We start from the raw sequence: 19,619 nt of genomic DNA on the forward strand, positions 1-19,619 counted from the left end.
CCTCCCCTTACAGCGTCATCGCTGCCAACCACCCAAACGCCAGCAATGGCAGGTTGTAGTGGATGAAGGTCGGTACCACGGTGTCCCAGATATGGTGGTGCTGACCATCTACGTTCAGGCCCGAGGTCGGCCCCAAAGTCGAGTCAGAGGCCGGCGAGCCTGCGTCCCCCAAGGCACCGGCAGTACCGACGATGCACACGGTGGCCAGCGGGTCGAAGCCCAGTTGCACGCACAGCGGCACAAAGATCGCGGCCAGGATTGGCACCGTGGAGAACGACGAGCCGATGCCCATGGTCACCAGCAGCCCGACCAGCAACATCATCAGGGCACCGATGCCCTTGCTGTGGTCGATCCACCGGGCGGAGGTTTCCACCAGGCTCTGCACCTCACCGGTGGCCTTCATGACGTCAGCAAAACCCGAGGCGGCAATCATGATGAAGCCGATCATGGCCATCATCTTCATGCCTTCGGTAAACAGGCCGTCAGTGTCCTTCCATTTGACGATGCCTGACAGCGAGAAAATCAGAAAACCGACCATGGCGCCGATGATCATCGAGTCCAGCAGCAACTGGACGATGAACGCGGCGGCGATTGCCAGCCCGGCCACCAGCAGTGTCAGCGGGTTGTACTGCACGCTCACCTGCTCCACCTGCTCAATGCGCGCCAGGTCGTAGTCACGCTTCTTGCGGTAGCTGATAAACACCGCCAGGAGCAGGCCGACCAGCATGCCAGCAGCGGGGATGGCCATGGCGTGGGTGACGTTGACACCGCTCACGTCGACACCGGCGCGCGCGACGTTGGCCAGCAGGATTTCATTGAGGAATATGTTGCCGAAGCCCACTGGCAAGAACATGTACGGGGTAATCAGGCCGAAGGTGATCACGCAGGCGATCAGCCGGCGGTCGATGCGCAGGCGGGTCAGTACATACAACAACGGCGGCACCAGCAGCGGAATGAACGCAATGTGGATGGGCAGGATGTTCTGCGACGACACCGCCACCACCAGCATCAGGCCGATCATCAGCCATTTGACCTTGCCGCCATTGGTGTGCCCCTGGCGATCGATCATGGCCAGTGCACGGTCAGCCAAGGCATGGGCCAGGCCCGACTTGGCAATGGCCACGGCAAAAGCGCCCAGCAGAGCGTAGGACAAGGCAACCGTGGCACCACCGCCCAAGCCACCGTTGAACGCCTTTAACGTGCCCTCGATGCCCAGGCCGCCCACCAGCCCACCGACCAGGGCACCGATGATCAGGGCGATGACCACGTGCACGCGGGACAGGCTGAGTATCAGCATGATGCCGACCGCGGCGATCACTGCATTCATGGTTGGCTTACCTCATTACGACAGAAAAAAGCGCGCACTCTGAAGCAGTAGGCTGCAGATGTCAAAAGCGCCATGTTGCGGCACATTACGCAGCGGGGCTGGATTTAAATTGAATGTTTGAATAAAGAAAAAACGCGGTGGGCCGATAACGTGTTGCGCTGGGGGTGCCTGACCCAGCCTGAAAGCCAAAACCCTTAGAGCCCGGAAAAGGGATCCGCCCCATGCCTTTGCGCCAACTTTCCATCCAGTGGAAGATCACCCTGCTCGCCGGCCTCTGCCTGGCCGGCATCGTCACCTTGCTCGTCGGCCTGTCGTTATATCGCATGGACCACAGCTCGGACCTGGTCAAGGCCAGCAGCATGCAGATGCTGACCGAAGCGGCGCAATCGCGCATCGAGTCACAGGGTGAGGTGCAGGCGCTGAACATCCGTCGTCAGTTCATGGACGCCTACCAGTATGGCGCCGGCTTCGCCCGCCAGGTGCTGTTCCTGCGCGAACAGGCAGAAAAGCGCTACCTTGACGCCTTTGACCTGCGCGAAGACATGACACGCCAAGTGCGCACCGCCCTGCAGGCCAACCCCGACCTGCTCGGCCTGTCGCTGGTGTTCGAGCCCAACGCGCTGGACAACAAAGACAGCCTGTTCGCCGGCAAGGCGGAGCTTGGCAGCAACGAAACCGGGCGCTTTGCCCTGTACTGGTCGCAGCCGCGCCCCGGCCAGCTGACCGCCATGGCGCTGCCTGAACAGGACATGGCCAACACCGAGATCGGCCCCAGCGGCCAGCCCGCCAACACCTGGTGGGTCTGCCCGCGTACCACTGGCAAGGTGTGCGTGGTAGAGCCCTACTTCTATGACATCAATGGCCAGCAAGTGCTGATGACCAGCATCGTCTTCCCGCTGGTGGTCAACGGCAAGACCCTTGCCACGCTGTCCATCGACATCAACCTCAACAGCCTGCAGGCCCTGAGCCAGGAGGCCAGCCGCAGCCTGTACGAGGGCCGCACCACGGTCGGTATCCTCAGCCCGGTCGGCCTGCTGGCAGGCTATAGCGCCGATGCCAGCAAGCTGGCCCAGCGCTTCGACCAGGTAGACAAGGCCAAGGGCGCCGAGCTGGTACGCAAGCTGGCCGATGGCAAGATGACCATCCTGCACGACCAGCAGCGCCTGAAGGTGATGGCCGCGTTCCGGCCGATCCCCGACGCGCAACCCTGGGGCGTGCTGCTGGATGTGCCGGAAAACGCACTGACCGGGCCTGCCGAAAAACTGAAGCAGGAACTGGACGCGCTCAACACCAGCGGTACCCTGCTGGAGCTGGGCCTGGGGCTGGCGGCAGCCATTGCCGGCCTGCTGATGGTGTGGTTGATGGCCCGCGGCGTTACCCGGCCGATCCTCGGCGTAGCCGCAATGCTCAAGGACATTGCCAGCGGCGAAGGCGACCTGACCCGCCGCCTGACTTATCAGAAGCAGGACGAACTGGGCGAACTGGCCGGCTGGTTCAACCGGTTCCTCGACAAGCTGCAGCCAACCATCGCCGAGGTCAAACGCTCGGTGCAGGCTGCCCGTGGCACCGCCGACCAGTCTTCGGCAATTGCCACCCAAACCAGCGCCGGCATGGAGCAGCAATACCGCCAGGTTGACCAGGTGGCCACGGCCTCGCACGAAATGAGCGCTACCGCCCAGGACGTGGCACGCAGCGCTTCCCAGGCCGCCCAGGCCGCCCGCGATGCCGACCAGGCCACCCGCGAAGGCCTGGCAGTCATCGACCGCACCACCCAACGCATCGATGCCCTGGCCGCCGACATGAGCAACGCCATGGCCGAAGTCGAAGGCCTGGCGCAGAACAGCGAGAAGATCGGTTCGGTGCTGGAAGTGATCCGCTCGATTGCCGAACAGACCAACCTGCTGGCGCTGAACGCCGCCATCGAGGCCGCCCGCGCGGGTGAAGCCGGCCGTGGCTTTGCCGTGGTTGCCGATGAAGTACGCAACCTGGCCCGACGCACCCAGGAGTCGGTAGAAGAAACCCGCCAGGTGATCGAGGCCTTGCAGGACGGCACCCGCGAAGTGGTCGGTGCCATGGACAACAGCCACCGTCAGGCCCAGGGCGGGGTCGAACAGGTTGGCCAGGCCGTGACTGCGTTGCAGCGTATCGGCCAGGCGGTGACGGTCATTACCGACATGAACCTGCAAATAGCCTCGGCCGCCGAGGAGCAAAGCGCGGTGGCCGAAGAGATCAACAGCAACGTGGCAACGATCCGCGATGTCACCGAATCGCTGTCGGGGCAGGCCAACGAGTCGGCGCGTGTCAGCCAGTCCTTGAACAGCCTCGCCAACCAGCAGCAGGCGCTGATGGACCAGTTCCGCGTTTGAGGTAAACGGGGCCGCCCCAAGCAGCCCTGCCCTGCGCCAACACCTCGTCGTCTACACTTGCCCCCACCCCCAAGGCGCGGTAAACGACGAGGTCTGGATGAACCAGTTTTCAACGCTGCTGGCCGGCATGCTGCTGGCCGTAGGCCTGGCCAGCACCGACAGTGCTGTATCGGCAGAGCAACCCTCCCCCATCCACTTTGGTGCCATAAGCTGGGAAAGCGGCGCCCTCACCACCGAAATTCTGCGGCTGATTGCGGAGCGCGGCTATGGCTACGCCACCGACACCCTGCCCGGCAGCACCGTCAGCATGGAAGTGGCCTTGGCCCGCAACGACCTCCAGGTGATCGCCGAAGAGTGGGCCGGGCGCAGCCCTGCGTGGGTCAAGGCGGAACAGGAAGGCCAGGTTTTCGCACTGGGCAATACGGTCAAAAATGCAGAAGAAGGCTGGTGGGTACCCGCGTACGTGATCGAGGGCGACGCTGTTCGCAAGCTGAAGCCTTTGGCGCCCGAACTGCGCAGCGTCGATGACCTCAAGCGCTACCCACAGGTATTTCGTGACCCCGAGTCACCCGACAAGGGCCGTTTTTTGAACAGCCCCAGCGGCTGGACATCGGAAACGGTCAACAGCCAGAAACTCAAGGCGTATGGCCTGGATGAGCTGTACACGAACTTTCGCAGTGGCTCCGGTGCGGCGATGGACGCCGAAATCGCCTCCGCCATCCGCCGTGGCCAGCCGGTGCTGTTCTACTACTGGAACCCGACCCCGCTGATGGGGCGATACAAACTCATCCGCTTGCAAGAACCACCGTTCGATGCCCAGGCCTGGGCCACCCTGACAGATGCCGGCAACCCTAACCCAAAGGGCAGCCGCTCACTGCCGGCGAAACTGTCCATCGGCGTATCCAAGGCCTTCCGTGATGGCTACCCGGACCTGGTGACGGTGTTCGAGCAGGTCGACCTGCCGATCGATCGGCTCAACAAGGCGCTGGCCGTCATGAGTGAAAAGCGCACGCCACCGCGCGAGGCCGCACTCGCCTTCCTGCGTGACAATCGCGATGTGTGGAAAGCCTGGCTGCCCGCAGACGTCGCCGACAAGGTCGAGGGCAGCCTGTGAGCACCGGCTTTCCCCAAGCGCTGCAGTTTTCTTTCGCTGAAAGCGTAAACAGGCTGGTCGACTGGCTGGTACTCAATTACGGCGATCAGTTGCGCGCGGTTTCAGACCAGCTGCTGCAACTGCTGGTCGGCCTGGAGAACCTGCTGCGCCTGCTGCCCTGGTGGCTGTTGTTGCTGCTGGTTGGCCTGCTTGCCTGGCACGCCAGCCGCAGCCTGCTGCGCAGCGCGGTACTGGTGACGCTGCTGGCGCTGATTGGCATGCTCGGGCTGTGGGACAAGCTGCTGCAAACCTTGGCCTTGGTACTGGTGAGCACCGGTTTGTGCGTGCTGGTGGGCGTGCCGCTGGGCATACTGCTCGCGTCCCGGCCACTGGCCAGGCGGCTACTGTTACCCGTGCTGGATGTGATGCAGACGCTGCCGGCCTTCGTTTACCTGATCCCGGTGCTGATGCTGTTCGGCCTGGGCAAGGTCCCTGCCGTGTTCGCCACGCTGATCTACGCCCTGCCGCCACTGGTGCGGCTGACCGAACTGGGCCTGAGCCAGATCGACCCTTCGCTGCTGCAGGCCGCACACGGCCTGGGGGCCAGCCGCTGGCAGCGGTTACGGCGCATTGCGCTGCCACTGGCGCTGCCAAGCATCATGGCTGGGCTCAACCAGTCGGTAATGATGGCCTTGTCGATGGTGGTGGTGGCATCGATGATCGGTGCCCGCGGTTTGGGTGAGGATGTGCTGGCGGGAATCCAGACCCTGAACGTCGGCCAGGGTGTGGAGGCCGGCCTGGCGATCGTCGCCTTGGCCATGGTGATCGACCGGATCAGCCAAGCGTATGGGCGTATTGCGCGCTGAACAAGGTTGCCTGTCGCGGCCCTGGCTTGCCGGCGACAGGGCCGGGCCTGACAATACTGCCCTGTCAGCTTGTAACCGGACCGCTTCCGCATGTCTCTCAAAGCCCTGCGCACCCTGGTAACCATCGCCCGCCACGGCACCTTTGCCCGCGCAGCCGACTTGCTCAGCCTTACCCCTTCGGCGGTGAGCCTGCACATCAAAACCCTTGAAGACGAGTTAAAGGTCCCCCTGTTCGACCGCAGCCGCAGGCAGGTGGTGCTGACCGAAGCAGGTCAACTGGCAGTCGCCCGCGCCGAGAGCATTCTGGCTGCCTACGACGAACTGGCCGACGCCCTGGCCAGCGGCCCGAGCCTGCGCGGCCGCCTGCGCCTGGGCGCGATCCACACCGTACTGGCGCGGCGCCTGCCCAAGGCGCTGGTGTGGATCAAGGCCCACTACCCGCAGCTGCATATCAGCGTGGCCTCGGGCATGTCGGCGGAGCTGGCACGTCGGGTGGAGGACGGTGAACTGGACGCGGCCATCACCACTGAGCCAGTCAGCCCGTACCCACAGAGCCTGGATTTCACACCACTGTTCGAGGACCGCTTCTGGGCCATTGCCAGCCCCGAATTGGCCGGGTACAGCGTACCGGAGCTGCTCGCCAGTCAACCGTTCCTGCGCTTCGACAAGCGTGCCTGGGCCGGGCGGCAGATCGAGCAGGAACTGCGTCGCCAGCATTTGCAAGTGAGCGAGCAGATGGAACTGGACAGCCAGGAAGCGCTGGCAAGCATGGCCGTCATGGGCCTGGGCGTGGCGATCATCCCCATGGCAGACGACGACCTGAAACGCCTGCCGCCGGCCACATGCCTGCCATTTGGCGAACCGCAACTGACCCGGCGGGTGGTGTTGCTGGAGCATGAGAAAAGCCAACGGCGGCATTTGAGTGCGGTGTTGAAGACTGCGCTTGAAGCTTGAGAATGCAGGGGCTGCTTTGCAGCCCAATCGCGACGCAAGGCCGCTCCCACAGGGTCCGTGCTGCACTCAACCCTGTGGGAGCGGCCTTGCGTCGCGATTGGGGCGCAAAGCGCCCCCCTGCGAAACATGCATTTATTCTCAACAGTCAGTGCAGAAAACAACGTTTTTACAAACCATTTCGCACCCGTAGTCTGTGCACGTACCCGACCACGGAATGTCGACCATGCTCCACTTGCTGCTGACCACCCTGCTACCCATCATCCTGCTGATTACCCTGGGTACCTTCCTGCGCCTGCGCGGCTTTCTGGCCGAAAGCTTCTGGCCCGGTGCCGAGCGCCTGAGCTACTACGTACTGCTACCTTCGCTGTTCCTGCACGGCCTGGCCACCGCCAACCTCGACGGCGTACCGGTGATGGGCATGGTCGGTGTGCTGATGCTCTCGACCTTGGCCGGCGCCGTGCTGCTGGTGATGTACCAAGGCGCGATCAACCACGATGGCGCTGACTTTACCTCGGTCTTCCAGGGCGGTATCCGCTTCAACAACTACATCGGTGCCACCCTGGCCGCCGGCCTCTACGGCAGCGCCGGCATCGCCCTTGCAGCGGTGGCCAATGCCGCCATCGTGCCCTTGGTCAACCTGCTCTGCGTGCTGGTGTTCGCCCGTTTCAGCGCCCGCCACAGTTCACCGACCACGGTGCTACGGGCAATCTTCGCCAACCCGTTGATCGTCGGCTGTGCCGGCGGCCTGCTGCTGCGGGTGACGGGCCTGGGCTTGCCGCCAGGCATCGAACCCACCGTCAAGGCGCTGGGCCAGGCGGCGCTACCGATGGGGCTGTTGTGTGTGGGCGCAGCGCTGGGTGGGGCCAGCCTGGGCCAGCAGGTGCGCCCGCTGATGGCAGCGTCGGCGTTCAAATTCCTGGTCATGCCCTTGACCACCTGGGGGCTGTGCCGCGTGCTGGGCCTGAGTGGCCAGGCCGCGGTGGTGGCGGTGCTGTTCCAGGCCCTACCCACTGCCTCGTCCTCCTATGTAATGGCCAGGCAGATGGGTGGCAACGCCCCCCTGATGGCCACCATCATTGCCCTGCAGACCGTAGCTGCCGCGGCCACCCTGCCTTTGGTATTAATGCTTACGCTTGGCTAGACTGGCAATCAGCCCCCCTTTCGGAAGCACTGTCATGCGCGCTACCTGGATAGTGATTGGCTTGACCTTGGCCCTGATCGCAGGCCCCTTGCATGCGGCCGACACGGCAAAGGCCGCAGTGGCCGAAGGCAAGGCCGAAGTGCTGGAAGAAAAGGTGGCCAACGATGCACCACCTCCGAAAAAAACGGAAAAACTGACCTCAAGCGAAGCCCAGGCAGTCGACCCGGCCGGCCAGGCGCCGCTGGACGACAGCCTCACCTGCCTGGCACGCACCATCTACTGGGAAGCCAAGGGCGCCGATGCGCAAGACATGTCAGCCGTGGCCAGTGTTGTGATCAATCGCCTGGGCCATGATGGCTTCCCCGATACCATCTGCGGCGTGGTCAAGCAGGGCGTGGAAACCAAGGCCTGCCAGTTTTCCTGGTGGTGCGACGGGCGCCCTGACCAGGTCGAGGAAGCGCAACGCTACGCTGTGGCAAAAGAAATTGCACGCAAGGCGCTCAACCAGCAATTGAAAGACCCTACCGGCGGTGCGCTGTACTTCCACGACCGCACGGTGCACCCCGACTGGGCCAAGGCTTACCGCAAGACTGCGCAGACCACGCACTTCCTGTTCTACAGGCCGAACCAGGCGTTGGCCCGGTGATGCGTACACAGCCGAACGCGCTAGCTCGATACGAATGATTAGCAACTCATCGCACTTTTCCGGCGACCATTGGTCTACTCCCTCTTATGCCGCCAGCAGCGATTGCCGGCGCCGTCATTGCTTTACACCCGCTAGGGCCAAAAGCCCCAGGCTTGTGTAGGATGAGCAGCGCATACCACGACGCTGCCAGTCATAGGGAGATCCACATGCGCGTCCTGTCATCCGTTGCCGCCTTGTCGCTGGGCTTGGTCATGTCGACCGGGGCACTGGCTGTCACCGGCGAAGAGGCGCAACTGATCGAGTCGATCAATGTCTACCGCAGCAAGGCCCAGCCCTGCGGTGGTGAGGCGTCGCTGGAGCTGCCCCCGCTCAACAGCGACACCCGCCTGGCGTTGTCGCCAGAGGGCACCCGCGACCTGCAGCAGGCCATGACCCGCGCCGCCTACCCCATGGTCAATGTCCAGGCCATCAGCCTGTCGGGGCCACGCGATGCACGTGCGGCCATGCGTGCCATCGAAGAAAGCTTCTGCCAAGTGGTACTCGACCCGCAGTTCGTCGATATCGGCGTCAGCCAGGAGGGCCGCGACTGGCGCATCGTGCTGGCCCGGCCGCTGCTCAGTGGCCGCCTGGGCGACTGGCAGGCCGAGGGGCAGAAGGTATTGCAAGAAATCAACGCGGCGCGCAAGGTACCGCGCCAATGCGGCGGCCAGCCGTTCGCCGCAGCCCCCGCGTTGAGCTGGAGCACAGTGCTGGCCGGGGTGGCTGCCAACCACACGCGGGCCATGGCCAACCAGAACTTCTTCGACCACATCGACAAGGATGGCCGCACGCCCGGTGACCGGGCCGAGCTGGCAGGCTACCTTTACCAGCAAGTCGGGGAAAATATCGCAGCCGGGCGTGACACCGCGCACAAGGTGGTTGATGGCTGGCTGGAGAGCCCGGGGCATTGCGCCACGCTGATGAACCCGGAATTCCGTGAGCTGGGTGCCGCCTATGCCGTGGACCCGAAAAGCGATGCCGGGATCTACTGGACCGGCTTGTTCGGCACACCGCAGTGAATGCTGCGCCGGGTTTCAGCCTGGATGATTGGCTGCCCGCAACGCCACGGCCGTGCAGCCAAACCGCCGCCGGACGCATTTACCCAGGTAACTGGCATCGCCCAGCCCCACCTCATCGGCAATCTGCGCCAGGCTGTGGCTGGAGTTGAGCAAGCGCCAGCGCGCCTGCTGCAGGCGCATTTCCAGCCACCAGGCCTTGGCGCTCATGCCGTGGCTGGCCTGGAACTGCCGGTCCAGCTGGCGCCGGCTGATACCCAGTTCAGCGGCCAGTTGCTCCACCGCCAGTGGGTTGCCCAAATGGTGGCGCATCAGGGCTTGTGCCCGCTGTACCTGGCGCCCCTGGCCCACGCCCGGCTCCAGCGAGCGCAAGGCATGGCGGCTGTCGCGGGTTTCGTCCACCAGCATGTCGGCCAGCCCTTTGAGCGCACGGGTTCGCCCACAGGACAGTGACAACAGTGCCACTGCCAGGTCAATGGCCGCCGTGCCACCAGCGCAGGTGATACGGCCTGCATCTATGCAATACAGTTGATCGCGCAGCACCTGCACCTGTGGGAACGCTGCTCGGAACTCGGCTTCGTGACGCCAGTGCACGACCACCTTGTGCCCCCTGAGCAAACCGCACGCAGCCAACAGGAAGGCGCCATTGTCGACCCCCACCAACTTGACCCCGGCTTTGCCGGCTTGCCTTAGCAAGGCTTGGTAGTGCGGCGCCAATGCAGCCGTTGCCATGGCGTTGCGCCCGCCGAACACCACCAGATAGTCGAAACTGGCCAGATCGAGCTGGTCGGCCCTCGCCTCGACCTGCACCACCGCACCGCTGCTCGACGGCACCGGGTCGAGGGTGAGCCCTGCCACGCTCCAGCTGCAATAGCGCTGCTGGCTATAGTCTTCGTCGTCGGCGCTGAAACGCAATTTGTCGAGAAAACCACCGAATGGCAGCAGGGCAAAATCCGGTAACGGCAGGATTAGCAGGCGGATATCAGGCAGCATGGCATTGCGTCCAGAAACGACTATTCAATGTCCAGATCATACCCTTGCTGATGGGGCTGTGCGCCTTAGACTGCCAGCCTCCCAGTCACCAAGGTTACAAGCATCATGGCACTCGACACCTGGCTCATCTACCTGCTGGCCAGCATCGGCCTGTCACTGACACCCGGCCCGAACAGCCTGCTGGCCCTGACCCATGGCGCCCTGTATGGTGCCCGCCGCACGTTGTTTACCATTGTTGGCGGCGTGTTCGGTTTCAGCGCGCTGATCGCCTTGGCCATGTTTGGCCTGAGCGCCTTGCTGCAGACGTCGGCCGCCGTGTTGAGCGTGCTCAAATGGGTGGGCGGCGCCTACCTGGTCTGGCTGGGTATCCAGCTGTGGCGTAGCCCTGGTTTGCACCTGGAGTTGACCGACCGCAGTGCACGCCTTGGCAATGCAGGTTTGTTCCGCCAAGGCTTGTTGTCGGCCATGGCCAACCCCAAGGTGCTGCTGTTCTATGGCGCCTTCCTGCCGCAGTTCATCGACCCGCAGCGCGGGCTGATGCTGCAGTTCGTGGTGATGGCGGCGACCTTTGCCAGCGTCGAGTTTCTGGTCGAGTACCTGCTGGCGCGCCTGGCGTTTCGCATCCGGCCGTGGCTGGCCAAGGGGGGTAAAGGTTTCAACCGCTGCTGCGGCAGCCTGTTTGCCGTGATTGGCGTGGCGCTGCCGCTTGCTCGATAGCCCCTGAAAATGGCGGCTGCCCTTTCATAGAGCAGAACATGACTCATTGATTTTGCAGGCGCGCTGTGGGAGCGAGCTTGCCCCGCGAACACCGGCAAAGCCGGTGCCATGCACCGCAGGGCCCCCTTCGCGGGACAAGCCCGCTCCCACAAAGTGGACTGCCCCCCACAAGGACCGCACACCGTTCATGCCCGGGGCGCCTTGGCCAGAAAGGTGATCAATGCCACACCCGGCAATCCCGCCCCCACCAGCGCGATGCCCTGCCAACCAAACTGGGAAAACAGCGCACTGGCCATTGCCGACCCCAGCGCCCCGCCCACGAAGATGCTGGTCATGTACACCGCATTCAGCCGCCCGCGGCTCGCCGGGTCCAGTGCATACACTTCGCGCTGGCCGATGACCATGTTCATCTGCACCGCAAAGTCCAGCAGCACGCCAGTCAGGCCCAGGCCGATCACGCTGTAGCCCGGCACCGTCAACCCGAGCAACAACGCCGCCGGCGCCAGCAGCAGCGCAAGCAGCGAGCCGGCCCGCGCATGCCCGGCGTCTGCCAGGCGGCCAGCCAAGGGGGCGGCAACGGCACCCACCGCGCCCACGAGGGCGAACACGGCAATCTGGGTCTGCGACAGGCCATGCTCACCCGCCAGCGCCATTGGCACCGCGGTCCAGTAAAGGCTGAATGCCGCGAACATCAGTGCCTGGTACAACGAGCGCTGACGCAGCAGCGGATAGCGGCGCAACAATGTGAGCAACGACAGCATCAATCCGGCATAGCTGGCTTTGTGCTCGGGTCGCCGCTGCGGCAGGGTCAGGGCCAGCAGCAAAATGATCGCCAGCATCACCCCGGCTGCGCCAATGAACACCGCGCGCCAGCCGAAATGGTCGGCCACCAGGCTGGACAACGGCCGCGCCAGCAGGATACCCAGCAACAACCCGCCCATGATGTTACCGACTACCCGACCACGCTGCTGCTCCGGCGCCAGGTGCGCCGCCAGCGGAATGAGCATTTGCACCGCCACCGAACTGAAGCCGATCAACAAGGCATAGCCCAGAAACAGCAGGCCCTGGCCGCTGCTGCTGGTCCCCGCCAGCAGCAGGCTGACACAGGCCAGCACAGCAGTGGCGACCATCAGGCGGCGGTTTTCCAGCAGGTCAGCCAGCGGGACCAGCAACAGCAGGCCCAAGGCATAACCCAGCTGGGTCAGTGAAACGATCAGGCTGGCATGCTCGGTGGACAGCCCCAGGTCCGGAGCGATCAGACCGACGATGGGCTGGGCGTAGTAGATGTTGGCGACGATCGCGCCGCAGCAGAACGCCAGCAGCACTACCAGCGCACGGCTGAGGCCGGTGGTTGCGGGCTGCCCGGCGGCAAGGGAGGGATTCATGCGAGGTTCCTGGACAAGGGATGGAATATGCCGGCTACCTTAACCAGCCATGCCAGTACCGAGAATCCGGTTGTAGCGCAACGCGCTTTTGCGCACCGCGCAACGCTAGTTATGCTGACCTGACAAACTTTCGCAAAAATCAATAAATGCTTTCACCCGCCGCGAACCACGGTGGTTGGGCAAGTAAAGGGCATTGATGTTGTCATTGGCCGTGCCAGGGCTGGCTCGCCAGTCAGGGAACAGCCGCAGCAGGCGCCCGGCCAGCACATCCTCGCGCACCAGCCAGTCGGCCAGCAGCGCGATGCCACTGCCCGCCAGTGCGGTTTCGCGCAACATGTCGGCGTTGGCGCTGCGCAACGGCCCGGTAACGTCCAGTTCCAGGCTGTCCTGACCTCTCACCAGGCGCCAGGGCCGCGCTTTTTGCCCGTAACGAAAGCGCAGGCAGGCATGCTCAAGCAGCTGCCGGGGGTGCTGCAGGGTGTCGCGCCCGGCCAGGTAAGCCGGGCTGGCCACCAACCAACGCTCGAAGCGCCCGAGCTGGCGACAGACCAGTTCGTCGTTGGGCGAGGGGTCGCCCAGGCGAATCGACAAGTCGTAACGCCCGTCCAGCAGGTCATCCAGGCGGTCGCTGAGATCGATGTCCAGCTCAAGCGCAGGGTGTCGCGCCAGAAACGCCCCCAGGTGCGGCGCGATCACCCGCCTGCCGAACTCCACCGGCAGGCACAGGCGCAATACGCCGACAGGCTGCTCGCCACGGTCGGCAACACTGGCATCGGCCTCGTCCAAGGCTTCGAAAATACCCCGCGCACGCTCATAGTAGCGGGCGCCAGCTTCGGTCAGGCTGACCTGGCGAGTCGAGCGGTTGAGCAACGTGGCGCCCAGCGCCGTTTCCAGGGCGTCGACCAGCCGCGTTACCGACGAAGTGGCCAGCCCAAGCCTGCGCGCAGCGGCAGAAAAGCCCTGTGCATCAACGGTGGCCACGAACATCTTCATCGCCAGGAATTTGTCCATTTGCTGCCTGTTTTCCAAATCTCAGCAAGTTCTTACAAACAGCCGAGCGGGTCAAGACGCATGATGGCTGGCCACTTTTGTACTCGACCAAAGTATGAATGAAGATTGCATAGCCAGCTTTATCCACCCGTTTAATGCTTTTTTCGACACCTGATCTAAACTTTTAACGACATCATCGCACGTTCAGCCCTGAGACAATCAGCCTCATTAAATTATGTACCAACTTGTTAATTAGCAAGCTAAGGGCTTAGACTGCGCGCATTCCACCTGCTGAGATCCCTGGCATGAACGAAACTCCGCGCGCTTCTGGCGCCACAAACATTCTCCTGATCGGCCTGGGCGTGATCATCGCCCTGCTCGGTCTCCTCCTGGCTGCTGGCGGCATCAAGCTGGCCGGCCTGGGCGGTTCGTTGTACTTCCTGATCGGCGGACTGGCCATGGCCATCGCCGGTGTCCTTATCGCCTGCCGCAAGAAGACCGGCGCCTGGCTGTACGCGGCGTTCCTGATCGGTACCGCGATCTGGGCGCTGATCGACACTGGCCTGGTGTTCTGGCCACTGTTCTCGCGCCTGTTCATGTTTGCCGCGATCGGCATGGTGGTGGCACTGGTCTACCCGCTGCTGGCCCGTGCCAACGGCGCCAGTGCCGGCCGTGGTGCCTACGGCATTGCCGGGGTGATGGCCGTGGCACTGGTGATTGCCGCTGGCAACATGTTTGTTGCCCACCCAAGCGTCGCCCCAACCGGCAAAGGGCCGGGCATGACCCCGGTCGAAGCTGGCAAAGAGCAGAAGGACTGGGCCCACTACGGCAACACCGAAGGTGGCAGCCGCTTCGCCGCGCTGGATCAGATCAACCGCGACAACGTGAACAAGCTGAAGGTGGCCTGGACCTACCACACCGGTGACGTGGCCATCAGCGATGGCAACGGTGCCGAAGACCAGCTGACCCCGTTGCAGATCGGCAACAAGGTGTTCATCTGCACCCCGCACAACAACTTGATCGCCCTTGATGCCGACACCGGCGAAGAGCTGTGGAAGAACGAAATCAACGCCCAGTCCAAGGTCTGGCAGCGTTGCCGTGGCATGGCCTACTTCGACGCCACTGCCGCCATCGCCCAGCCGACCCAGCCGAACAGCTCGCCGGTCGCCGGCGGGAGCGTGCCGGCCGGTGCCAACTGCCAGCGTCGCCTGCTGACCAACACCATCGATGGCCGCCTGATTGCCGTCGACGCCGACAACGGCGAGTTCTGCCAGGGCTTCGGCAACAACGGCCAGGTCAATCTGATGACCGGCCTGGGCAATGTGCCGGATTCCTATTACCAACTGTCCTCCGCACCGCTGATGGCCGGTACCACCGTGGTGGTCGGCGGCCGTGTTGCCGACAACGTCCAGACCGACATGCCAGGCGGCGTGATCCGTGGTTTCGACGTGATCACCGGTGAAATGCGCTGGGCCTTCGACCCGGGCAACCCGGAAGACCGCCAGGCACCGCAGGGCGACAGCACCTACGTGCGCAGCACCCCGAACAGCTGGGCACCGATGTCCTACGACCCGGCGATGAACACCGTGTTCCTGCCAATGGGTTCGTCGTCCACCGACATCTACGGTGTAGAGCGCAGCAAGCTGGACCACACCTACGGCGCTTCGGTGCTGGCCCTGGACGCCACCACCGGCAACCAGAAATGGGTGTTCCAGACCGTGCACAACGACCTGTGGGACTTTGACCTGCCGATGCAGCCAAGCCTGATCGACTTCACCAAGGACGACGGCCAGTCGGTACCTGCGGTGGTGATCGGCACCAAGGCCGGGCAGATCTACGTGCTTGATCGCGCCACCGGCAAGCCGCTGACCCAGGTCGACGAAGTACCGGTCAAGCCAAGCAACATCCCGAACGAACCTTACTCCCCAACCCAGCCGAAGTCTGTGGGCATGCCGCAGATCGGCGCGCAAACCCTGACCGAGTCGGACATGTGGGGCGCCACCCCGTATGACCAGCTGCTGTGCCGCATCGACTTCAAGAAAATGCGCTACGACGGCCTGTACACCGCACCGGGCACCGACCTGTCGCTGAGCTTCCCGGGTTCGCTGGGTGGCATGAACTGGGGCAGCATTTCTACCGACCCGGTACACGGCTTCATCTTCGTCAACGACATGCGCCTGGGCCTGTGGATCCAGATGATTCCGTCGCAGAACAAAGGCGGTGCGGCGTCCGGTGGCGAAGCGCTGAACACCGGCATGGGCGCAGTACCGCTCAAGGGCACCCCGTATGCGGTGAACAAGAACCGCTTCCTGTCGGTAGCCGGCATTCCGTGCCAGGCACCACCGTTCGGCACCCTGACCGCCATCGACATGAAGACCCGCCAGGTGGCCTGGCAAGTACCGGTTGGCACCGTTGAAGACACCGGCCCGCTCGGTATCCGCATGCACCTGCCGATCAAGATCGGCCTGCCAACCCTGGGCGGTACCTTGTCGACCCAAGGCGGCCTGGTGTTCATCGCCGGCACCCAGGACTTCTACCTGCGCGCCTACGACAGCAGCAACGGTAACGAAATCTGGAAGGCTCGCCTGCCAGTGGGCAGCCAGGGCGGCCCGATGACCTACGTTTCGCCGAAAACCGGCAAGCAGTATGTGGTAATCACTGCTGGCGGTGCGCGCCAGTCGACTGACCGCGGCGACTACGTGATTTCTTACGCCTTGCCGTAAGCCCGCGTCGCTCCCTTCGCGGTGAACCCGCTCCCACGAGGTCAGCACTGGCCACGCGGGAGCGGGTTCATCTGTGAATGGCCCCTGAATAACAACCGAGACACAGCAATGCCATCCGCAATTCGCATGACCCCTACCCTGCTGCTGGCCTTGGCGAGCACCACTGCCCTGGCCGACGGCGACCTGATGACCCGCAGCACCCTGACCGGTGACTGGGGTGGCCTGCGTCACCAGCTTGAAGACGACGGCGTCAAGTTCACCGGCGACTACAGTGGCGAAACCGCCTACAACGCCCACGGCGGCCTGCACCGCTCGGCGCGCTATTCGCAGAACCTGAAGCTGGGCGTGCAGTTCGACCTGTCGAAACTGTACGGCCTGGACAACGGTGGCAAGGTCCAGCTGACCATCAACGACCGCCGCGGTAACAGTGCCTCGGAAGACCTGGTAGGCAACCGCCTGCCGATCCAGGAAAACTTCGGTGGCCTGTACACCCGCCTGACCGAGCTGAGCTACGAGCGCACCCTGTTCACCCCGGCGCTCAACGTCAAGCTGGGCTACATGGCCATGGGTAACGACCTGGGCGGCCTGGACAGCGGCATCCTGTGCAACTTCATGAACGCCGGCTTCTGCGGCCACCCGCTGAACATGTCCGGCGGCAGTGGCTGGACCAACTACCCCAACGCACACCTGGGCGTGCGGGTGAAATACGACCTGTCGCCGGCCTGGCAACTGCGCGTGGCGGCGTTCAACGTCGACCCTGAGAGCAACGGCAACTCGAGCCGGGCCTGGCATCTGGGCCCCAAGCACACCACCGGCACCGTAGTACCGGTGGAGCTGGTGTACAAGCTGCAGGGTGAACTGCCCGGCGAATACAAGCTGGGCTACTACTACGACAGCTCCGATGTGAAACGCATCGGCAGCGATGACGAAGTAGCCGGCCGTGGCGGCCACTACCTGTTGATCGACCAGGCGGTGTGGAACGACCAACGCTCGCCAGGCCGCAGCCTGCACGCCTTCGGCCAGTACTCGGCATCCAGCAAGGCCGCCTCGCCGTTCACCAAGTGGTATGGCGCCGGCGTGGTGCTGTACAAGCCGTTCGAAGGCCGCCCGAAGGATACCGTGGCGCTGGGTTACGGCCGTGCCGTGCCCAACCCGCGTAGCCGCGATGTGCTGGAAGATGCCGCCTTTGACGCGGGCCAGCAGTTCCCCGACATCGACAGCGCCGAGCAGTTGATCGAACTGAGCTATGGCTACCAGGCAACGCCGTGGCTGAACTTGCGCCCGGATGTGCAGTACATCATCGAGCCGGGGGCGTTCTCGGGGAAGAAGATCGACAACGCGTTGGTGGTTGGCCTGCAGGTCAAGGCCAGCTTCTAACCTGAAGCAGGCACCGATCCCTGCAGGAGCGGCCTTGCGTCGCGATGGGCCGCTCCTGCATACGTTCTTACCCTGTCAGACGGCAGCCTGCCGAAGGTAATCCACCAACCTCAGCAACATGGCATCACACCCGCGCAACTGCTCGACACTGACGAATTCGTCCGGTTTGTGACCTTGGTCCATGCTGCCTGGGCCACACACGACGGTGGGGATACCCGCCTGGTCGAACAACCCGCCCTCGGTGCCAAACGCCACGGTACCGAAATCTTCCGAGCCACTGAGCAACGCCACCAACCGTGCCGCTTCGCTATCAGCCGAGGTCGCCAGCCCGGGATACGCGCTCAACGCTTGCAGGCGAATGTCACTGGCCGCATTGACCTTGCGCATGCGCGGCAGCAGCTCGGCCTCTGCATAGGTCTGCAACTGGTCAGCCACTGCCTGCGCCTCGAACCCCGGTAACGCGCGCACTTCGAAATCGAACTCACACTCTGCCGGCACGATATTCAGCGCCCTGCCCCCTTTGATCACCCCGGTCTGCACCGTGGAGAACGGTGGGTCGAAGCGCGCGTCGTGATGCGCGGGCAATGCCAGCGCCTCACCGATGTCACCCAACTTGCCGATCAGCTTCGCCGCAAACTCGATGGCATTCACCCCATACGGGGCATACGCCGAGTGGCAGGCCGCACCTTGCACCTGGCAGCGCATCGCCAGTTTGCCTTTGTGCCCCAGCACCGGCTTCAGCTCGGTAGGCTCGCCAATCAGGCACAGGCGTGGCTTGTGCGGGCGCTGCTCAAGCGCGGCCAGCATCGAGCGCACCCCCAGGCAACCCACCTCCTCGTCATAGGAAAATGCCAGGTGTACCGGCAGGTGCAACGGCTGGGCAAGAAACGCGGGCACGGCTGCCAGCACCGAGGCGATGAAGCCTTTCATGTCGGCTGTACCGCGGCCATACAGGCGCCCGCCACGTTCGCTCAGGGCAAACGGCTCGACGGTCCAGGCCTGGCCGTCAACCGGCACCACATCGGTGTGCCCTGACAGCACCACGCCGCCAGCATTCAGGGGGCCGATGGTGGCAAACAGGTTGGCTTTGGTGCCCTCGGGGTTATGGAACAGTTCGCTTTCCACCCCCAGCTCGGCCAGGTAATCACGGATAAAGCCGATCAGCTCAAGGTTGGAGTCGCGGCTGACCGTGGCAAAGCCGACCAGCCGGGCCAACAGCGCGCGGCTGGCAAAATCACTCATCGCCGGGCACCCCATAGGAGGGTGCGGCTGTCGGGTTCAACGCACGGGTAACGTAATCCTGCATCTGCGGGCGGTACGCTTGCCACAGGCCATCGAGCACACCGATCGGGTCGGTATCGGCCCAGTCCACGCGCAGGTCCACCAATGGCCAGGTGAGCTCGCCAGCCACCTTCAACGCCGCCGAGTGCACCGGGCCGGCTTCGCCACCAGCGGCCATCGCCGCATGCATGGCAGCCAGCAAGCGGTCGGCCAGGTGCCCGCCGGCCTGCTCGAAGGCCACTACCATCGCTTCAATCACCTGGGTCGAGGACAACAGGTTACCCGCCGCCGCGCATTGCTCACCGGCCACGGCATGGTGCGTGCCCAAAGCCTCACGCCCGGTGAACAGCGCCACCTGACCATGGCTGTCGATCACCGTGACCTGGCGGTATTCGCTCCAGCCATTGGCGCTCAGTACCCGGTCCAGCGCAGCGCCGGGCGGCAACTGGCCCTGCTCCAGGGCATCGAGAATCTGCGGGCCCAGCGCCGGCAAGGTGATGTTCTGGGTGGAAACAGCGCCAACACCCGCACGTACCCAGGGGCAACGGGCGCCCACAGCGATGCTCGACGAACTGATGGCGATGCCGACCTGGCCGGTTTCCTGGCAGCGGCCGATGATGGAGAAGGTCATGGTATAGCTCCTGTTGTCCTGTGCGATGCAGGGCATTCTGGGCGCAACCTTCTAGACCACGAAACCAACATTTT

General features: G+C 63.9%; 15 protein-coding genes and 2 pseudogenes. 11 read left to right on the forward strand and 6 right to left on the reverse strand.

All coding sequences use genetic code 11. The features are described 5' to 3' along the window. Nucleotides 1–7 precede the first annotated feature (7 nt). Nucleotides 8–1,327, reverse strand: a complete 1,320-nt coding sequence (locus tag AC07XM_RS04315; protein ID WP_016487421.1) for a Na+/H+ antiporter family protein — start codon at nucleotides 1,325–1,327, stop codon at nucleotides 8–10. Between the two features lie 542 nt (nucleotides 1,328–1,869). Between AC07XM_RS04315 and AC07XM_RS04320 the strand changes: the two are divergent. From AC07XM_RS04320 to AC07XM_RS04355, 8 genes and pseudogenes are all read left to right on the forward strand, one after another. Beyond that, a pseudogene (locus AC07XM_RS04320) lies at nucleotides 1,870–2,835 on the forward strand (methyl-accepting chemotaxis protein); the annotation flags it as partial. 345 nt (nucleotides 2,836–3,180) lie between these two features. Further along, nucleotides 3,181–3,693 (forward strand): annotated as a pseudogene (locus AC07XM_RS04325) (methyl-accepting chemotaxis protein); the annotation flags it as partial. A 97-nt stretch (nucleotides 3,694–3,790) separates the two neighbouring features. After that, nucleotides 3,791–4,807: an ABC transporter substrate-binding protein gene (locus AC07XM_RS04330; protein ID WP_102688778.1), complete on the forward strand. Its 1,017-nt coding sequence runs from the start codon at nucleotides 3,791–3,793 to the stop codon at nucleotides 4,805–4,807. Beyond that, entirely contained in the window at nucleotides 4,804–5,652 is an 849-nt protein-coding gene (locus tag AC07XM_RS04335; protein ID WP_102688777.1) for an ABC transporter permease, read from the forward strand. The genes AC07XM_RS04330 and AC07XM_RS04335 overlap by 4 nt, the downstream gene beginning before the upstream one ends. Nucleotides 5,653–5,742: 90 nt before the next feature. Beyond that, on the forward strand, nucleotides 5,743–6,606 hold the full coding sequence (locus tag AC07XM_RS04340; protein ID WP_016487425.1) for a LysR family transcriptional regulator: 864 nt from the start codon (nucleotides 5,743–5,745) through the stop codon (nucleotides 6,604–6,606). Between the two features lie 223 nt (nucleotides 6,607–6,829). Further along, a complete protein-coding gene (locus AC07XM_RS04345) occupies nucleotides 6,830–7,747 on the forward strand; it encodes an AEC family transporter (protein WP_096426167.1) in 918 nt (305 codons plus the stop codon). 34 nt (nucleotides 7,748–7,781) lie between these two features. Beyond that, entirely contained in the window at nucleotides 7,782–8,393 is a 612-nt protein-coding gene (locus AC07XM_RS04350) for a cell wall hydrolase (RefSeq protein WP_016487427.1), read from the forward strand. Between the two features lie 206 nt (nucleotides 8,394–8,599). Continuing rightward, a complete protein-coding gene (locus AC07XM_RS04355; RefSeq protein ID WP_060518254.1) occupies nucleotides 8,600–9,451 on the forward strand; it encodes a CAP domain-containing protein in 852 nt (283 codons plus the stop codon). Between the two features lie 15 nt (nucleotides 9,452–9,466). Here the strand turns inward: AC07XM_RS04355 and AC07XM_RS04360 are convergent, their stop codons facing one another. After that, the gene (locus AC07XM_RS04360) at nucleotides 9,467–10,441 is read right to left on the reverse strand and encodes a GlxA family transcriptional regulator (protein WP_096426168.1); all 975 of its coding nucleotides are present in this window, start codon (nucleotides 10,439–10,441) and stop codon (nucleotides 9,467–9,469) included. 105 nt (nucleotides 10,442–10,546) lie between these two features. Between AC07XM_RS04360 and AC07XM_RS04365 the strand changes: the two genes are divergently transcribed. After that, complete coding sequence (locus AC07XM_RS04365) at nucleotides 10,547–11,158, forward strand: LysE family translocator (RefSeq protein WP_023048309.1); 612 nt, start codon at nucleotides 10,547–10,549, stop codon at nucleotides 11,156–11,158. A 185-nt stretch (nucleotides 11,159–11,343) separates the two neighbouring features. On the opposite strand, the gene AC07XM_RS04370 is transcribed toward AC07XM_RS04365, so the two are convergent. Next, nucleotides 11,344–12,543 (reverse strand): MFS transporter, encoded by a 1,200-nt coding sequence (locus AC07XM_RS04370; RefSeq protein WP_102688776.1) that lies wholly within the window; start codon nucleotides 12,541–12,543, stop codon nucleotides 11,344–11,346. A 105-nt stretch (nucleotides 12,544–12,648) separates the two neighbouring features. Continuing rightward, nucleotides 12,649–13,554, reverse strand: coding sequence for a LysR family transcriptional regulator (locus AC07XM_RS04375; protein WP_016487432.1), 906 nt, complete (start codon nucleotides 13,552–13,554; stop codon nucleotides 12,649–12,651). 284 nt (nucleotides 13,555–13,838) lie between these two features. Between AC07XM_RS04375 and AC07XM_RS04380 the strand changes: the two genes are divergently transcribed. Both AC07XM_RS04380 and AC07XM_RS04385 read left to right on the forward strand, forming a co-directional pair. Further along, nucleotides 13,839–16,256 (forward strand): glucose/quinate/shikimate family membrane-bound PQQ-dependent dehydrogenase, encoded by a 2,418-nt coding sequence (locus AC07XM_RS04380; RefSeq protein WP_102688775.1) that lies wholly within the window; start codon nucleotides 13,839–13,841, stop codon nucleotides 16,254–16,256. 108 nt (nucleotides 16,257–16,364) lie between these two features. Next, entirely contained in the window at nucleotides 16,365–17,633 is a 1,269-nt protein-coding gene (locus AC07XM_RS04385) for a carbohydrate porin (protein ID WP_060518258.1), read from the forward strand. Nucleotides 17,634–17,708: 75 nt separating this feature from the next. On the opposite strand, the gene argE is transcribed toward AC07XM_RS04385, so the two are convergent. Together argE and AC07XM_RS04395 are read right to left on the reverse strand one after the other, a co-directional pair. Continuing rightward, nucleotides 17,709–18,875, reverse strand: coding sequence for an acetylornithine deacetylase (gene argE / locus AC07XM_RS04390; RefSeq protein WP_102688774.1), 1,167 nt, complete (start codon nucleotides 18,873–18,875; stop codon nucleotides 17,709–17,711). Further along, nucleotides 18,868–19,545, reverse strand: a complete 678-nt coding sequence (locus AC07XM_RS04395; RefSeq protein ID WP_016487436.1) for a DUF1028 domain-containing protein — start codon at nucleotides 19,543–19,545, stop codon at nucleotides 18,868–18,870. Before AC07XM_RS04395 ends, argE begins: the two co-directional genes overlap by 8 nt. Nucleotides 19,546–19,619: the final 74 nt, after the last annotated feature.

It is taken from the genome of Pseudomonas sp. GW460-LB5 (genome assembly GCF_059423245.1).